This window comes from Microbacterium sp. NPDC007973 (genome assembly GCF_042958465.1).
GTDB lineage: Bacteria > Actinomycetota > Actinomycetes > Actinomycetales > Microbacteriaceae > Microbacterium > Microbacterium galbum.
In genome coordinates this window covers 521155-537805 of the sequence record NZ_JBIBJJ010000001.1, presented here as the reverse complement: position 1 = coordinate 537805, position 16651 = coordinate 521155, and the positions used below count along the sequence as shown (strand labels likewise).

Annotated in this window: 13 protein-coding genes; 6 read left to right on the top strand and 7 right to left on the bottom strand. The window is 70.4% G+C overall.

Translation table 11 applies throughout. The annotated features are described in order from the left end of the window. Positions 1–2: 2 nt before the first annotated feature. Genes ACFZA2_RS02770 through ACFZA2_RS02760 form a run of 3 tightly spaced genes read right to left on the bottom strand, consistent with a single transcriptional unit; the run spans position 3 to position 4319 of the window. Positions 3–1199: a glycosyltransferase family 2 protein gene (locus ACFZA2_RS02770; RefSeq protein ID WP_391400281.1), complete on the bottom strand. Its 1197-nt coding sequence runs from the start codon at positions 1197–1199 to the stop codon at positions 3–5. Next, complete coding sequence (locus ACFZA2_RS02765; RefSeq protein ID WP_391400278.1) at positions 1196–2392, bottom strand: glycosyltransferase family 4 protein; 1197 nt, start codon at positions 2390–2392, stop codon at positions 1196–1198. Before ACFZA2_RS02765 ends, ACFZA2_RS02770 begins: the two co-directional genes overlap by 4 nt. A gap of 1 nt (position 2393) precedes the next feature. Beyond that, positions 2394–4319, bottom strand: a complete 1926-nt coding sequence (locus ACFZA2_RS02760) for a DUF6541 family protein (RefSeq protein WP_391400275.1) — start codon at positions 4317–4319, stop codon at positions 2394–2396. A 148-nt stretch (positions 4320–4467) separates the two neighbouring features. Between ACFZA2_RS02760 and glf the strand changes: the two genes are divergently transcribed. The 4 genes from glf to ACFZA2_RS02740 are packed head-to-tail and all read left to right on the top strand — an operon-like array spanning position 4468 to position 9208. Next, positions 4468–5604, top strand: coding sequence for a UDP-galactopyranose mutase (gene glf / locus ACFZA2_RS02755; RefSeq protein WP_315993328.1), 1137 nt, complete (start codon positions 4468–4470; stop codon positions 5602–5604). Positions 5605–5611: 7 nt separating this feature from the next. After that, entirely contained in the window at positions 5612–7654 is a 2043-nt protein-coding gene (locus tag ACFZA2_RS02750) for an acyltransferase family protein (RefSeq protein ID WP_391400270.1), read from the top strand. Positions 7655–7676: 22 nt separating this feature from the next. Next, positions 7677–8468, top strand: coding sequence for an ABC transporter permease (locus ACFZA2_RS02745; RefSeq protein ID WP_391400266.1), 792 nt, complete (start codon positions 7677–7679; stop codon positions 8466–8468). After that, positions 8468–9208 (top strand): ABC transporter ATP-binding protein, encoded by a 741-nt coding sequence (locus ACFZA2_RS02740; RefSeq protein WP_391400263.1) that lies wholly within the window; start codon positions 8468–8470, stop codon positions 9206–9208. Before ACFZA2_RS02745 ends, ACFZA2_RS02740 begins: the two co-directional genes overlap by 1 nt. Before the next feature lie 10 nt (positions 9209–9218). Here ACFZA2_RS02740 and ACFZA2_RS02735 read toward each other — a convergent pair whose 3' ends face one another. Genes ACFZA2_RS02735 through ACFZA2_RS02720 form a run of 4 tightly spaced genes read right to left on the bottom strand, consistent with a single transcriptional unit; the run spans position 9219 to position 14925 of the window. Continuing rightward, the gene (locus ACFZA2_RS02735) at positions 9219–10184 is read right to left on the bottom strand and encodes a glycosyltransferase (protein WP_391400261.1); all 966 of its coding nucleotides are present in this window, start codon (positions 10182–10184) and stop codon (positions 9219–9221) included. 2 nt (positions 10185–10186) lie between these two features. Beyond that, a complete protein-coding gene (locus ACFZA2_RS02730; protein WP_391400258.1) occupies positions 10187–12100 on the bottom strand; it encodes a glycosyltransferase in 1914 nt (637 codons plus the stop codon). Positions 12101–12151: 51 nt separating this feature from the next. Continuing rightward, positions 12152–13528, bottom strand: a complete 1377-nt coding sequence (locus ACFZA2_RS02725) for an O-antigen ligase family protein (protein WP_391400255.1) — start codon at positions 13526–13528, stop codon at positions 12152–12154. Next, positions 13525–14925, bottom strand: a complete 1401-nt coding sequence (locus tag ACFZA2_RS02720) for an O-antigen ligase family protein (RefSeq protein ID WP_391400253.1) — start codon at positions 14923–14925, stop codon at positions 13525–13527. Before ACFZA2_RS02720 ends, ACFZA2_RS02725 begins: the two co-directional genes overlap by 4 nt. Before the next feature lie 61 nt (positions 14926–14986). Between ACFZA2_RS02720 and manA the strand changes: the two genes are divergently transcribed. After that, on the top strand, positions 14987–16150 hold the full coding sequence (gene manA, locus ACFZA2_RS02715) for a mannose-6-phosphate isomerase, class I (RefSeq protein ID WP_391400249.1): 1164 nt from the start codon (positions 14987–14989) through the stop codon (positions 16148–16150). A 143-nt stretch (positions 16151–16293) separates the two neighbouring features. Further along, complete coding sequence (locus ACFZA2_RS02710; protein WP_058232110.1) at positions 16294–16617, top strand: WhiB family transcriptional regulator; 324 nt, start codon at positions 16294–16296, stop codon at positions 16615–16617. Positions 16618–16651: the final 34 nt, after the last annotated feature.

The following is a 16651-nucleotide window of genomic DNA, read 5'->3' as shown; positions in this document are numbered from 1 at the left end:
GATCAGCTCTCGATGACGGCTTCGGGGCGCTGCTCGCGCCGGGGCGTGGTGAGGACGCCCGAGAAGAAGCTCATCATCACGGTCTGGAAACCGAGGATGATCAGCAGCGCGCTCGGCACGGCGATGCGCACGGCCTGGGCCGCATTCTGCTGCCCGAAGTCGAGGCTGCCCCACAGGATGACCTGCACGATGCCTATCACCACGCCGAGGACGAAGAGTCCGACGCCGATGAGCAGGCCGCGCTCGGCCGACCACTTCGCCACGATCCGGCGATAACGCTCGCTGGTGGGGAGGAACCCCTCCTGCGTGGCGTAGAGCTTTGTCAACCAGAAGAACAGCAGCGATTGGAACCCGATCACGCACAGGGCGCTGGCGTAGACCATCGTCGTGACGTCGAATCCGACGCCGCCGACATTGATCCCGCCGAAGGAGAGGACACCCACGGCGATCGCGCCGAGGAAGAACGCCACCAGCCCGGGGTAGACGAAGAGCCAGCGCGGGGCGAACAGCAGCAGGAAGCGGAGGTGGCGCCAGCCGTCGTGCCAGCTGCGCAGGTGCGGCGGCCGCGAGCGGCCGTCCTTCTTCAGCGTCGTCGGCACCTCTTCGATGCGGTATCGCGCGAGGGAGGCGCGCACGACCATCTCGGAGGCGAACTCCATCCCCGTGGTCTGCAGGTCGAGATGGCGGATGCGCGCACGGTTGAAGCCACGCAGACCGCAGTGGAAGTCGCGGATGCCGGGACGGAAGAACAGCTCGCCGATGAACGACAGCACCGGGTTGCCGAGATACTTGTGCAGCGGAGGCATGGCGCCCGGGGCGATCCCGCCGCGGAAGCGGTTGCCCATGACGAGGTCGGCTCCGGCGCGGAGGCGGTCGACGAACGGCTCGAGGTTCTCGAAGTCGTAGCTGTCGTCGGCATCCGCCATGATGACGTACGTCCCACGCGCCTGCTCGATGCCGTTGATGAGGGCCGCGCCGTACCCGCGGCGCGGGGCGTGCGACACGCGGGCGCCGAGTCCTTCGGCGATCGCCTGGGAGCCGTCGGTGCTGCCGTTGTCGGAGATGAGGACCTCACCGCGGATGCCGCTGCGCTGCAGGAAGCCCTGCGCCTTGCGGATGCAGACCTCGAGGGTCTCGGCCTCGTTGAGGCAGGGCATGAGGATCGTCAGTTCGACGTCCGTGGGAGCGGGAGTGGTCACGGGCTGTCTTCTTTCGTCTTCACCGCGGCGGGCGTCGACAGCGGCAGTGCCGACAGGATCCCTTCCACGGTGCGGCGGATGGTGCGGGTGCCGACGGCGGTGTCGTACCAGGCGCGCGCGGAGCGGCGCAGGTCGTCACCGCCGTCGACGGCGACCCGGATGGCCCGGGCGAGGTCGGCGGGCGAGGTGGTCGGGGAGACGACGCCGTTGACGCCGTCGTCGATGAGTTCGGTCGAGGCGTTGCCCTCGTCGGCGACGAGCACGACGGGAACGCCCTGGGCGTTGGCCTCGACGACGACGAGTCCGTAGCCCTCGCGGCGGGAGGGGTTCACCAGGCACGCGGCCCCGTGCAGCAGCTCGTCGAGTTCGGCGTCGGAGACGAAGCCCGGGAACCGCGTCCAGGCCTCGCCGCCCACGCGGCGGACCTCGGCGCGCACGGCGTCGGAGCTCGGACCGGTGCCCAGGACGACGAGTCGCAGGTCGGGGATGCTCTCGCGAGCGGCGGCGACGGCGGCGGGGAGCACCTCGACGCGCTTGTCGGGGATGTGGCGACCGACGTAGATCACGTAGGGCGGAGCCGCGGCCGGAGCCGGCGGCGGCACCTCGGCGGCACCGTCGATGAGTCCGGGGCTGACCAGCGGTTCTCCGCGGAGGCCCTCGCGTCGCAGCCGGGTGGCCGAGAGCTGCGAATGGCAGGTCGCGATCGGCGTGATCGCGATCGCGGCCCGCTGCAGCAGCCACGCGATCGTTCCGGTCACCGGACCGGAGTATTCGACCCACTGACGACGGTGCCAGACCTCGAGGTAGTCGACGACGAGCTTCGTCCCCGAACCCAGCAGCGCCGCCCGCGCGGCGAAGACGTTGAAGATCGGCAGACCGCTGACGATCACCGCGGCGTAGCGGCGACGGCGGCGCAGGAGAGCGCCGAACAGCGAACCGGCGTACCGGAGGGCCGCGGGGATGCGGCGCACCCCGTCATCCGAGTAGAGCGAGAGTCGCCCGGTGACGGGGACGATGCGGAACGCGTCCTCGACCGGGGCCGGGCCGTCCCACTGCGCCGCGGTGAGGTAGTCGACCTCGAACCCCTTCTGGGCGAGCTCGACGGCCTCCGCGCGATACTGCCGTTCGCCCCCGCCCGTGGAGTAGGGGAACAGGCAGTCGTACGCGACGGCGACGTGCTTTTCGCGGGACACGTCAGCACCCCTCGATCTTGAACAGGCGCGCCGACGGTCCCTCGGAGTCGACGAGGACGAGGTGCTCGGAGGGGGAGAGGTTGTAGAGCCCCTGGCGCTCGAGTCCGACGGCGGGGTTGTTCCAGACGTTCTGCGCGCCGAAGTCGAGCACGTAGTCGACGCCGAGGCGGTCGACGACCTCGCACACGCGCGGATCCGAGTCGATCGCGCTCAAGCGGTTGTCGAGGTACTCCTCGTCGGTTCCGATCGCACCGAACACGTGCTTGCGCAGCACCTCGCGGTCGCCGATCGCATACGCCAGGGAGGCTCCCGTCCAGGGGCTGCCGGCGATGACCGCGTCAGCGGGCGTGGTCTCGGGCAGGCGCTCCAGCAGCGCCTCCTCATCGCTCGTGAGCAGCGGCGAGGTGGCGTCGAGAGCGTAGGCGCCGCGCGCGTCGGCGGCGGTGCGGAGGATGTTCGGGCTGACCCCGACCGAGAACACCGCCAGGACGCCGACCGCGGCGACCGCGACGCGCAGCACGCGTCCGGCGCGGGCGCGGGAGAGGACGCGCCAGGCGGCGTCGGCGATGGTGACCGCGCCGAGGACGGCGACCGGGATCCCGGCGGCCGGCAGGAGAGCGGCGAGGCGATAGGAGTCGTTGTACCAGGGGTTCGTCAGGAACTCCCGCAGCGCGTTGCCCCCGGCGGTGCCCGAGGCCACCACGAAGAGCACCGTCGCGACCGCCATGGGCGCGGCGACGACGAGGAGGCGCGGTCGGCGCACGATGGCGAAGACGCCCACAGCGATCATCACCGACACCGTCAGGGTGATCGTGTAGCCGCCGGGGGAGAGCAGGAGGGCCTCGCCGACCGCGCGTGCCGTGGTCTGCCACGGCGCCCAGATCGACATCTCGGCGTTGGTGCGCATGACACGCCACAGCACGCCGAGCACGACGAACAGCGCCAGCAGGATCGCCGTGGTCGAGAGCCACCGACGGCGGGACGGATGCCGCACCGCACGGCCGACCAGCTCGACGACGGCGACACCGGCGCCCAGGGCCGCCATCGACAGGAAGGCGTTCGGGTGGGCGAGGCCCACGCCCGCGGCCGCCACCAGGAGCAGCACGGCCGCGCGCACCCGCGCGGCGAGTCCGGTCGCCCGCAGCAGGTGGACGACGACGGCGACGCCGCCCGGGAGGACCGCGTAGCCCATGGCGTTCGGGTAGAGCACGCCGAAGAACATCAGCAGCAGGGGGAAGGCGCCGAACCCCGTCGACAGTGCTGCGGCGCTGACGACCACGGCGGTGCGCTCCGACAGCAGGGCGGTGCTCAGGGCGACGACCGACAGCGGCCAGGCGACGGCTGCGAGCGCGATGTTGGCGGCGTTGACGGCGACCGGGACGGCGGCGCCCGTCGCCTGGGCGGCGAGCGCGGCGACGGTGTGCCAGCCGTTGGGGTAGAAGCCGATGTCGGAGGTGAGCCCGATGTGGAAGGCCGACGCATCGCCCGTGTCGACGGCGAAGGCGACCGTGTTCAGATGGACGATCGCGTCGAAGGTCTGCGAGATGTGCGCGGGACCGCCGAAGACCCAGGCGAGCTGGAGGGCGATGACCACGCCCGCGACCACGAGGGACAGGCCGCCCCACAGGAGGGTGCGCCCCGGAGTGCGGTCGCCGGATTCGGTTCCGACCCAGCGACGCAGGGCGTACGCCGCAGCCGCGGCGACGATCGTGACGATCGCGATCGGCACGACCGACCACGACAGGCGCACGAGCGGGGCGGCGATTGCGGCGACGGCGAGGATCGCGATCGAGACGACCGGCGCCAGGGCCAGGATGCGCAGACGCCGCACGCCCCACCCGGCGGCGAGGACCACGATTCCGGGGACGACGAGAGCGAGGATCGAGATGATCAGAGGCATCACGATCACCCACCAGGAATCGCTCATGCACTCCCATTTCTCGCTGGACGACAGTCAGCCATGCTAACGGACGGTCGCTGACCCGCCCCTGAGGGGCGCGGCGAGGTGCCCCTTTAGACTGGAGGGGCGCGGGATCGCTCTCCGCGTGTCCGCGACACGAAAGACGCACCACTTCATGGATCTCCTCATCGTCGGCTCCGGCTTCTTCGGTCTCACGATCGCCGAGCGCGCAGCCGCTGCGGGCCGCAAGGTGACGGTCATCGATCGTCGTCATCACATCGGCGGAAACGCCTACTCCGCGAACGAGCCCGAGACGGGCATCGAGGTGCACCAGTACGGCGCGCACCTGTTCCACACCTCCAACCCGACGGTGTGGGAGTACGTCAACCGATTCACCGACTTCACTTCGTACGTCCACCGCGTCTACACGACGCACAAGGGCGTGGTTTTCCCGCTGCCGATCAACCTCGGCACCATCAACCAGTTCTTCCAGGCCGCCTACACGCCCGACCAGGCGAAGGCGCTCGTGCACGAGCTCGCCGGCGAGTTCGACGCGAAGGATGCCGCGAACCTGGAGGAGAAGGGCATCGCCCTGATCGGACGCCCGCTGTACGAGGCGTTCATCCGCGATTACACCGCGAAGCAGTGGCAGACCGACCCGAAGGACCTCCCCGCGGAGGTCATCTCGCGGCTGCCCGTGCGGTACACGTACGACAACCGGTACTTCAACGACACCTGGGAGGGTCTCCCGGTCGACGGATACACCGCGTGGCTGGAGCGGATGGCCGATCACCCGAACATCGAGGTGAAGCTGTCGACCGATTACTTCGACGAGGCGCAGCCGCTGAACAAGAAGGCCACCGTCGGTCAGGTGCCGGTCGTCTACACCGGTCCGGTCGACCGGTACTTCGACTACGCCGAGGGCGAGCTGTCGTGGCGCACGCTCGACTTCGAGCAGGAGGTGCTGCCGATCGGCGACTTCCAGGGCACCAGCGTCATGAACTACGCCGATGCCGACGTGCCCTACACGCGCATCCACGAGTTCAAGCACTTCCACCCCGAGCGCGCGGACCGCTACCCGACCGACAAGACGGTGGTCGTGCGGGAGTACTCGCGCTTCGCCACGCGCGCGGACGAGCCCTACTACCCGGTCAACACCGCCGACGACCGCTCCGGTCTGCTCGCGTACCGCGAGCTTGCCAAGGGCGAGAGCGAGGTGTACTTCGGCGGACGCCTGGGCACCTACCAGTACCTCGACATGCACATGGCCATCGGATCGGCGCTGTCGATGTGGAACAACCAGCTCGCGTGACGGATTCGTGCGTCTGACGCTGCGTCCGCAGACCCTCCCGTCGATCGGCGGGGGGGCGGACGAGGGGCGGTGGGCGTATCGGCCCGACGTCGACGGCCTCCGTGCCGTCGCCATCCTCCTCGTCGTCACGTACCACGTGTGGTTCGGACGCGTCTCGGGCGGGGTCGACGTCTTCCTGATGCTGTCGGCGTTCTTCCTCACCCGGGGGTTCGTCCGGCGGATGGCCGGGCCCGACCCCGTCCGGCCACTCCCTCACCTGCTCGGTATCTTCCGCCGCCTGCTGCCGGCCGCGGCGGTGATTCTCGCGGGCGTCCTCGCGCTCGTCTGGTTCACCTACCCTCCTACCGCCTGGCGCGCGGTCTGGGATCAGACCTGGGCGTCGCTCGCCTACGTGCAGAACTGGGTGCTCGCGGCGGATGCCGTGGACTACTACGCCCGCACCGAGATCCCGAGCCCCCTGCAGCACTTCTGGTCGATGTCGGTGCAGGGGCAGGCGTTCGTCCTGTGGGTCGTGCTGCTCGGACTCTGCCAGCTCGTCGTCCGCCGACGCGGCCTCTCTCCCGACCGGGTCGTGGGTGCCGTGTTCGGCGCCGTCTTCGCGCTGTCGTTCGTGTACTCGGTGGTGCGCACCGCGACGGCGCAGGAGATGGCGTACTTCGACACGGGGGCGCGGCTGTGGGAGTTCGCAGCCGGCTCCCTCCTGGTCGTCGCTCTCCCGCACGTGCGTGTCGGCGCCGTCGCCCGGGCGATCCTGGGATGGGTCGGGCTGGCGGGCCTGCTCGTCCTCGGCGCGGTGCTCGACGTGCGCGGCGGCTTCCCGGGGTTCCTCGCGCTGTGGCCGGTCCTGTGCGCGGCCGCGATCGTCGTGTCGGGGTCGGGCGATGACCGGGGCAGGGGGCCCGCGCGGTTGCTGTCCTCCCGGCCGCTGCAGGCGGTGGGGCGCGACGCGTACGCGCTCTACCTCGTGCACTGGCCGATCCTCGTCACTTTCCTCGTCGTCAACGAGCGCGTCGAGGTCGGTCTCGTGGGAGGTGCCGCGATCATCGCGCTGTCGCTGCTGCTCGCGCGCGCATTGACGTGGGCGGTGGATCGACCGGTGCGCGCGTGGCGTCGGTCGGACAGCTCGCCGTGGGTGCCGGTGGCGGTGGTCGCCGTCGCGGCGAGCGTCGTCGCCCTTCCCCTCGGCGCCTGGCAGGTGTCGACGTGGGCGCAGGAGCGGGCGATCGAGGCGCAGGCCGTACGCGACAACCCCGGTGCCGCGGTGCTGCGCGATCCGTCGCTGGCGGAGATCCCGACGGATGCCGAGCTGCTGCCCCTCCCGACCCTGCTCGACGACGAGTGGGTCCAGTTGGAGAACCCGTGCGCCGGTCGATGGAGCGTCGACACGGACATCCTCCTCGGCACGTGCTTCGAGACCGCTCGCACCGCACGAGCCGGTTTCACGATCGCGGTCATCGGCGACTCGCACGCGCAGCAGATCACCGGAGCGCTGCTGCCGCTCGCGGACGAGAACGGGTGGGGAGTCGTCAGTCTCATCAAGGGCGGCTGCTCGATGGGACTGGCAGAACCCGGAATGGACGAGCGCTGCGACGCGTGGCGCGAGGAGGCGATCGATCTCGTCGAGCGGGTCGCGCCCGACGCCGTCATGACGGTCGTCACGCGTTCCGACGCGGGGGAGGACGACGAAGTCGTGCGCCCCGGCATTGAGCTGTTCCTCGATCGCATGGGCGATGCCGGCATCCCGGTGCTGGCGGTGCGCGACAACCCGCGGTTCGCGTTCGACATGTACGGCTGCGTCATCGACGCGGAGGATCCGCTCGACTGCGCCGCACCCCGTGCGGCGTCCCTCGCCGACGAGAACCCCGCCCGTGTGCTCGACCGCCCGGGTGTCGACCTGCTCGACCTCACTCCCTGGATCTGCCCCGACGACCTGTGCGTCGGCGTGATCGGCAACGTCTCCGTGTACCGCGACGACAACCACCTCACGCGTCTGTACGCCCGCACCCTCGGTCCCTCGCTGGCCGAGCAGCTTCCGTCCAGCCTCGGATGACGCACCCGCATAGGATTTCGTGGTGACTTCCGCCGCCGTCGGCGCCCCCGGATCGGTGCGGCGCTCGCTCCACTCCCTGTGGCTGCTGTCGGCGCGCGACCTCCGCGTGCGCTATTCGACGAGCGCCTTGGGCTACCTGTGGTCGGTGCTGGACCCGCTGGTGATGACCGGCATCTACTGGTTCGTGTTCACGCAGGTCTTCCACCGGTCGGTCGGAGAGGACCCCTACATCGTCTTCCTCATCACGGCGCTGCTGCCGTGGGTGTGGTTCAACTCCGCGGTCACCGACTTCACCAAAGCGTTCAAGAAGGACGCCCGCCTGGTGCGCTCGACCGCGATCCCGCGGTGGATCTGGGTGAACCGCATCGTGCTGAGCAAGGGCATCGAGTTCCTCTTCTCCCTGCCGGTGCTCGCCCTGTTCGCCGTCTTCGGCGGAGCGCAGGTGTCGTGGGCGTTGCTGGCGTTCCCCCTCGCCGTGCTGCTGCAATCGATCCTGCTGGTGGGACTCGGATTGATCGTCGCACCCCTGTGCGTGATGTTCGGCGACCTCGAGCGCACCACGCGCCTCGTGTTGCGCGCGCTGTTCTACGCCTCGCCCATCATCTACGGCGTCGGCAATCTCCCCGGGGTCTTCGCCGACATCGCCGCGTTCAACCCGCTCGCCGGCATCTTCACCCTCTACCGCGTGGGCTTCTTCCCCGACCAGTGGGACACCCTGACCGTCGTCGTGGGCGCGGCGGTGAGCGTCGGCATCCTGGTCATCGGCCTGGTGGTGTTCCCGCGTCTCGAGCGTCCCGTGCTGAAGGAGCTGTGATGACGCGACCCGCCATCGAGGTCGAGGGCCTCGGCGTCCGCTTCCGCCGCAACCGCCGCGGCAGCCGCAGCCTCAAGGATCTGTTCGCCGGCTCCGCGCGCCGCTCGCGTCCCGACGAGTTCTGGGCCCTGCGCGACGTATCGTTCCGCGTGCAGCCGGGCGAGTCCATCGGCGTGGTCGGGCGCAACGGGCAGGGCAAGTCGACCCTGCTCAAGCTCGTCGCGGGCGTGCTGCTGCCGGACGAGGGCGGCGTCGAGGTCGACGGCGGTGTGGCACCGCTCATCGAGATCACGGGCGGTTTCGTCGGCGACCTGACGGTGCGCGAGAACGTGCGCCTCACGGCGGGACTGCACGGGATGCCGCGTGCGGAGGTCGCGCGTCGCTTCGACGACATGATCGCGTTCGCCGAGATCGGCGACTTCGTCGACACGCCCTACAAGCACCTCTCCAACGGGATGAAGGTGCGCTTGGCGTTCTCGGTCGTCTCGCAGCTGGACGAGCCGATCCTTCTCGTCGACGAGGTGCTCGCCGTGGGCGACCGTGCGTTCCGCGAGAAGTGCTACCGGCGCATCGACGAGATGCTCGCCGCGGGACGCACCCTCTTCTTCGTCAGTCACAACGAGAAGGACCTGCGCCGCTTCTGCACGCGCGGCCTCTACCTCGACCGCGGCGCCCTGCAGCTGGACGCCCCGATCGCCGAGGTGCTCGACCGCTACAACACCGACTACGCCACTCGCTGAGCGCGCGCGCTCAGGACGCGGGCTGCGCCTGCTCCAAGGGCGGCATCGGCTTCCACGAGGAGTCGCGGGCGATCGCCCGTCCGTCGCGGAGCCCCCGGAAGAGGTGGCTCGTGCCGCGGACCTTGCGTTCGACGACGACGAGCCGGATGAGCTCCTTGACGAAGGTCAGCGCGGTGCCGGTGAGGAAGGGCAGCGGGCGATAGACGCCCAGTGCGCGGTAGTACTTCGCGAGGTACGCGCGGTTGCGCATGATGAAGTACCGATAGGCGTCGCTGGAGGCGTTCATGTGGCGGATGCCCATGTCCCACTGCTTGATCTCGCGCGTGCGGCGCAGCACGAACTCGTTCACGATGACCGAGGGCGTCTGCCGGGAGGCGAGCCATCCGTAGAGCTGGTCGTCCCAGTAGATGAAGAAGCGGGGGTCGGGCAGGCCGATCTTCGCGACGATGTCGCGGTGGATGAACATGCCCTCGAAGCATCCCGAGTTCATCGGCTTGTAGCCCGAGGAGTCGAAGCCGGCCGGGGCGAAGGGGATGGGGATCGCCATCGACTCCGCCACGCGGTACTGCCAGTAGAACTCGCTGCCGTCGGAGTCGTACCGACGACCCTGGATGCTGCGGAAGCGCGGCGCCCAGTGACCCATGCGCGCCAGTCCGTCGGAGACGACCTCGACATCGTCGTCCATCAGCCAGATCCACTCGGATCCGAGGTCGTACGCCACGCGCATGCCCTCGCTGAACCCGCCGGATCCTCCGGTGTTGGTCTCGAGACGGCGGTAGACCAGCGTCGTGGGCAGACGGTCGCGGAAGGATTCCACGACCGCGGTGGTGTCGTCGGTCGAGGCGTTGTCGACCACCACGAGGTGCCCGGGCGCCGGATCCATCTGCTCGATGCTCTCGAGCAACCGGGTGAGCAGGGGCGTTCGGTTGTAGGTGACGACGACGATGGTCGCCGACGTCGGATCGAAGGATGCCACGGTCAGGAACGCTCCTCGAAGGTGGCGCGCCACTGCGATTCGGAGACGAGGTCGGGCAGGGCGCGACGGTAACGGCGCGAGAGGGAGGGCCACTCCCGCTGCAGGCGGCGGTGCAGCCGCCAGCTGTCGACGAGCATGCGGCGGAACAGCGCGCGGTCGCGCGTGTAGATGTTCTTCCCCGACCCGTCGGCGGCGCTCACGAGGGCGCTGTCGTACAGCGGAACGCGCCACCAGTTGGCGTCGCCCTTGCCGAACTCGACCTCGGGCTGTTCGACGTTCTCGGGGCGCGGAGTGTGGAACCAGTGCGAGAGGAGCGTGCGCAGTGTGAAGGTGCGCAGGGCGATGCCGGTCGGGCTGTCGAACTGGTGGTTCTTCAGACGCTTGAACACCTGCCGACCGCGGCGGGAGCGCAGCGGGACGCCGGAATCCTTGTGGATGACCGTCTCGGGATGCTTCTTCGCGACGGCACGGGCGGCGGGCATCGCGGTGGCGAGGTTCGCCCGCATGTGCTCGGGGCCGGAGAGGATGTCGCGCAGCGCACGGTGGCGCAGCTCCACCGGGTAGTACTGCATCATCATCAGGTGCTTGAGGTCGACGCGTCGACTGTGACGGATGAGCGTGCCGCCCTGCGGGGAACGCGAGTGCAGCAGTGCCGACACGATGCGGTTGCGGGCGTGGAAGTAGGCCTGCCAGTCGATCGAGTCGTCTTTGCCGAGCCACGACACGTGCCAGAGCGCCACGCCGGGGACCGAGACGGTGGGGTAACCGGCATCCCGCGCCCGCACGCAGAATTCGGCGTCGTCCCACTTGATGAACGCGGGCAGGGACAGCCCGATCTCCCGCAGGATGCTGGTGGGGATGAGGCACATCCACCAGCCGTTGTAGTCGGCGTCGAGGCGCATGTGCATCAGGGGGGACTGGCGCAGGTTCGCGACGCTGAAGTCGTGGGGGAGGCGCTCCTGGAACAGCGCTCGCCACATGAACGGGGCGTCGTCGACGACCTCGGCCCACGCGTGCAGCTTGGGTCGGTCGAGCAGGTCGAACATGTGCGCGCCCACGATGGTGGGTACGGAGGCGTAGCGGCCGAAGACGACGGAGCGTCGGATGGACTCGGGCTCGATGCGCACGTCGTCGTCGAGGAGCTGCACGAAGTCGCTCCCCTCGCGGGCGAGGGTCTCGACCATCGCGCGGGCGAAGCCGCCCGAGCCGCCGAGGTTGGGCTGGCGCACCACCTCGAGGGTCTCACCCAGGCGTCCGGCGACCGCGGGGAACGCGTCCTGGTCGGCGACGAGATCGGTTCCCTGGTCGATGAGGAAGACCCGGTCGATCACGTCGAGAGCGTCGGGGGAGTCGGCGAGAGCCGTGAGCGTCTCGACGCAGTAGTCGGGCTTGTTGTAGGTGGTGATGCCGATGCTCGCCTTGCCCGCGCGGACCGGTTCCTGCTCGGTGGTCCACTCGGCGCCCTCGAACATCGCGTCGGCGCGGTCGGCGGCGACGTCGAACCAGATCCACCCGCCGTCGCTGTACTGGTCGAGCACGAGGTCGAAGGAGGACTCGTTGGCGTCGCCGCGCACTTCACGGGTGTCCAGGCGCTGCTTGGTCCCGCCGCCGTTCGAGCGGTAGACGAGGATCGTGGCGTCTCCCGTGGTGCGCACCGTGAGGCGCACCTGCCGCACGGCGGTCCAGTGCTGCCAGTACGACGCCGGGAACGCGTTGAAGTAGGTGCCGAACGACACGCGCCGACCCGCGACGATGCGGGCGCGCGTGCGGTCGAGGATGTTGCTCAGCTGTGCGACGTTGGTGACGCGCACCGGCTCCTCGTCGATCGTCGACCATGTCTCGGGGTCGACGTACAGGGGGAGAAGGTCGGGATCGCGGTCGAGCGGGAGCACGGCGTTCTGCAGGGTGTACGTCACGAAGAGGTCTTTCGTCTCAGGCGAGGGGGCCTCGGCGGGGCCGCCCGCAGTCTACCCGGCGTCACCGGCGCCGCCCTGAGCGTCGGGAGCGTGCCCGCGCCCCCCGTCGGGGCCGGGGCGGCCGTCGGTCGCGGGGCGTGCGGCATCCGTCATCCGCTGCTCGAGGCGCTCGCGCCACGACCGGGACTGCCCCGCCCGCACGGCGCACAGGGCGAGCAGGAGCCACCCCGGACCCGTGAGCGTGAAGCTCTCGAACAGCGACACGGTGAGCAGAGCGACCAGGATGAGCGGCGCCCAGGCGTGGACGACGGCGCGCCGCTCGCCCGCGACGAGCCATCCGCGTGCGAGGCCGAGGCCGCCGAGCGCCAGGAACAGCAGCAGGCCCACCCAGCCGAGCTGCAGCAGCACGTCGAGGTAGGCGTTGAGGGCCGAGGCGTGCCGCGCGCCGTCGGCGAGGGTGACGAGGGCGAAAGGGACGGCGTCGGGGTCCCACGCCCCGAACCACCCGAAGCCCTGGACGGGGCGGATGTCGGCGATGTCGAGGACGCGCGTCCACACGCGCGTGCGCGTCTCGAGGTCGTCCTGGGCCCCGAAGGCCGTGACCAGCGACGCCCGTGCGGCGTACGCGACGGCCACCACGACCGCCACCCCGATGCCGAGGCCGACCTGCACCCCGCGTCGTCGATCGGTCGGCACCCGCCGCACGCCCCACAGGGCGAGGGTGGCGACGGCCGTGACCAGCGCGACCACGATCACCGTCGGCGACCCGCTCAGCGCGGCCAGTACGCCGCCGAGCACGACGGATCCGATCGCGACGCCCACGCCGACCGACTGGGTGCGGAACTCCACGAGGAAGGTGATCAGCGCGATGACGGTGACGAAGCCCAGCGCGTTGCGCGTGCCGAACAGGCCCTGGATGGGGCCGAGGTCGGCGATCGCCCCCTGGATGCCGAGGAACGGGATGGGCAGATCGAGGAGGATGCCGCTGAGCACCTCGAGCCCGAGCGAGATGCCGAGCAGCCAGCGCAGGACATCGCCGAGGGCGCGCACGGTCTGCAGGGCGTCGCGCACGTGGCCGATCACGACGGCCAGGAGGGCGATCCCCGCCAGCTGCATCCATCCGGCGAGGGCGGCGGTCGGCGCGGCGCTCCAGAAAACGCTCGCGGCGGCCCACGCCACCAGCAGCACGAGGGTCGTGGGGGCGAGGCGCACCAGCTCGATCTCGTCGCGCCGCGCGAACAGGATCGCCGCGCCCAGGATGCACAGCCCCGCGAGGACCGTCGCCAGCGTGACCGCACCAGCGACGGCGGTCAGGGCGAAGCCGCCGAACACCGTGGCGAAGACCGTCAAGGTGAACGCGCGGGCGAGCGCCGCCGAGGAGAGCAACGAGCGCAGGCGAGGGCGGAGCGCGTCGGGCTCCGCGGTCACGGGGTCGGTCTTTGCAGTTCGCCGCGTTCGATCGAGATGCTCTGCTCGCTGGGCCCCACTCCGACCAGCGGCGTCTGCTTGATCTTCGCGCCGAACAGCACCACGAACATCCAGCCCCACAGCAGCAGCGGTCCCGACTCGGTGAGTCCCTGCACGACGAGGAGGGCGCCGATCAGCGTGGGCAGGAGTGTGAGCGGGGAGTGCGGGCGGTCGTCGCGGAGGTCCCACCGCGGCCGGTCGACGGCGAAGAACCACGAGCGCCAGACGTAGGCGAGGTACACGAGCGCGAGGAGCACGACGCCGACACCGCCGAGCTGGAGGTAGACGTCGAGCCACATGCTGTGCGCCTGCACGACCGTCTGGCCGTGGTCGACGATCCAGCCGTCGATCAGCGGTTCCGAGGCGATCCAGGGGGTCGAGAAGCCCCAGCCGATCACGGGATGCTGGTCGGCGCGGGCGATCACGTCGGCCCAGATGCCCTCGCGTCCGGTCAGATCGGCACCGCGCCCGAGCAGGCCGAACAGGGCGTCGCGACCGAACCACAGCGCAGCGGCCGCACCGAGACCGATCGCCGCGTAGAGGAGGTACCAGCGGGTGCGCTCGCCGGGGCGCCGCGCCGTGCGCATCACGAGCACGGTGCCGAGCACGAGCGCGACGAACGCGGCGGCCAGGAAGGCGGTGGCCGACCCCGCGCGCACGAACAGGAAAGCGGCGATCGCGATCCACACCCCGAGCAGCACCCGTCGGGGGGCGCCCACGGCCAGCCGGATCGCGAACACGATGATCGCGACGAGCATGACGGCGGCGAGGAGGTTGGCGTTGCCGAACACGCCCTGGATGCGGCCGCCGTCGAAGAGGTTGTCGCGCGACCAGTAGACGATCGGATCGAGGCGCTCGTCGGGGATCACGAAGCCCGGGAGCACCGGCCCCCGCACGAACACCGACACCACGAGCTCGAAGAGCAACGACAGCCCCACGATCCATTTGGCGGCCGACGCGACGGCGCGAACGACGTCGCGCCAGGTGAGCACGGCTCCCACGAACAGGCCCTGGAAGGTCGTGATCACCAGCAGGAGCCAGGTGAGCACGGATGCCGCCGGCCAGGCGCTCCACGCGAGCGACGCGGTGGCCCACGCGACGTAGCCGAACGCCAGCCACGGCAGGCGGCGCACGGCCAGCGGGGGTCGGGTCACGAGCCAGAGGATCGCGGAGACCACGGCGGAGGCGACGACGACGACGGCCGTCGGCACGGGCCCGACGGCGTTGACGAGTCCCACACCGCCCAGCGCCAGCACGAGGACGAACACGCACCAGGCGCGCAGCAGCAGGTGCCCGGTCGTCTCGCGCGCAGGCGCGGTCGGCAGCGCCGACACCGGGTGGTTCGTGTGCATCGCCATGGTGATCTCAGGGTACCGGGCGGCATCCGGGACCGTCCGGTCGGACCACTAGGCTGACGCCGTGCTGATCCCGATCTCGAACACGCCCCGCGACTACGCCTGGGGCAGCCCCACGCTCATCGCCGACCTCGAGGGTCGTGAGCCCTCCGGTGCTCCCGAGGCCGAGGTGTGGTTCGGCGACCACCCGGGCTCGCCCGCGCGGGTGCACGACGGTTCCGAGCGCACCCTCGACGCGTGGCTCCCGGCCGCCGCCGGCGAGCACGGCGTGCCCGCCGCGCTGCCTTACCTGCTGAAGCTCCTGGCCGCCGGCGCTCCGCTGTCGATCCAGGTGCACCCCTCGAAGGAGCAGGCCGTCGAGGGCTTCGCGCGCGAGGAGGCCGCGGGGGTCCCGCGCGATGCGGGCGAGCGCAACTACAAGGACGACAACCACAAGCCCGAGGTGATCGTGGCGCTGAGCGAGACCTTCACCGCTCTCGCGGGACTCCGCGACATCGAGCGCACGCGCGCGCTCGTCGCGACGCTCGGTGCGGCCCCGGGCGTGCAGACGCTGCGCACCCACCTGTCCGCGCCCGACGCCGCAGACGCCCTGCGCGCGAGCATCGGCTGGCTCCTCGGCGAGGCCGACGCAACCGCGATCGAGCAGATCGTGGATGCCGCGGCATCCGCCGATCCGGGGGAGTTCGCCGCCGAGCTGGCCCTGACCCGCTCGCTGCACACCGCCTACCCGGCCGACCCCGGCATCGTGGTGGCGCTGCTGATGAACCTCGTCGAGCTGCGGCGCGGTGAGGCGATTTTCGTGCCCGCCGGCGTGCTGCACGCCTACGTCGCCGGTCTCGGCGTGGAGATCATGGCCGCGAGCGACAACGTGCTGCGCGGGGGGCTGACCCCCAAGCACATCGACGTGGACGAGCTGCTGGCGCTGGTGGACTTCCGGCCCGCCGAGCCGCCGTTCCTGCGGCCGACCCCGGCGGGCGACGGTGCCGAGGTGTTCGCACCCGGGATCGCCGACTTCGCCCTCGGGCACCTGGCCGCCGAGGCGTCGGGGTCGCTCGACCTGCGCGGCGTCGCGATCGCGCTCGGCGTCGCCGGGGAGGTGACGATCACCGGAGCCTCGGGCGCGCAGGTGAGCCTGAAGCCCGGGCAGGCCGCGCTCGTGACCCCCGACGAGTCCCCGTTGTCGGGCGACGGTGGCGGCGAGGTCTTCGTCGCGATGCCGGGGGCCTGATCGCGACACGCCGTGAGGGGGTGTGAAGCTTCACCTCGGCCTTGAGGGTTTACGATCCGCGACTTGACCAAACCGAATCACACGGGTGTAATTATGTCTACGCGGAACCGCGTCATGGGGGCTTGAACGAGGCGGAGGACGATATGGCGACGTCGCAGTACCGGTCCGGTGTCCCGGACAACTGGTTCGTAGACCCGGTCGATCTGGGAGTGCCCGGCGTTCGCCGAGACATCGACGCGACCGAGGAGAACACCCTCGCCTGGCAGACCGACGCGCTGTGCTCGCAGACCGATCCCGAGGCCTTCTTCCCGGAAAAGGGCGGATCGACCCGCGACGCGAAGCGCATCTGCACCTCGTGCGATGTCAAGAGCGAGTGCCTCGAGTACGCCCTGCAGAACGACGAGCGCTTCGGCATCTGGGGCGGTCTCAGCGAGCGCGAGCGCCGCAAGCTCAAGCGTCGCGCCTGATCCGCCGCCCTCCGGGTGACCCAGGGGTGAGCGA